This window comes from Halomonas sp. ND22Bw (assembly GCF_003011945.1).
Taxonomy (GTDB): domain Bacteria; phylum Pseudomonadota; class Gammaproteobacteria; order Pseudomonadales; family Halomonadaceae; genus Halomonas; species Halomonas halophila.
Genome location: NZ_PXWD01000217.1, coordinates 1 through 421, shown reverse-complemented (window position 1 = coordinate 421; position 421 = coordinate 1). Strand labels below are relative to the sequence as shown.

Annotated in this window: 1 protein-coding gene; it reads left to right on the top strand. The window is 67.9% G+C overall.

Annotated features, from left to right (window positions below):
• The coding region (locus tag CVH10_RS17755; RefSeq protein WP_146143011.1) for a TonB-dependent receptor at nucleotides 1-323 on the top strand (323 nt) is incomplete at its 5' end.
• Nucleotides 324-421 lie beyond the last annotated feature (98 nt).

Here is a 421-nt window from a genome sequence, read left to right as displayed (position 1 = left end):
CGGCGAACCTGGGGTTCACCTACCGTCGCCCCCTGACGGATCGTCTGCAACTGATCGCTGACGGCGGCGTGTCCTATGTCGGCGCGTCCCGCCTGACCTTCGACGGCCGCCAGCAGCACCGCATGGGCGACTACGCCACCGGCCGGCTGTCGCTGGGCGTGGAGGCTGCGCCCTGGGTGGCCAGCGTCTTCGTGGACAATCTGTTCGACACCAAGGCCAACACCTTCGCCTACAGCGATCCGTTCCGCCTGCCCGACGCCCAGGCCGTCACGCCGCTGCGCCCTCGCACCCTCGGCGTCACGCTGAGGTGGGCGCTGCAATAGCCGCCGCGGCAAGGAAAAAGCCGCCCTGCGAACAGGGCGGCTTCCTTGGACAGTCAGATTGTCTCGACCTCAGAACCGCTTGGTCAGCTGCACCCCAT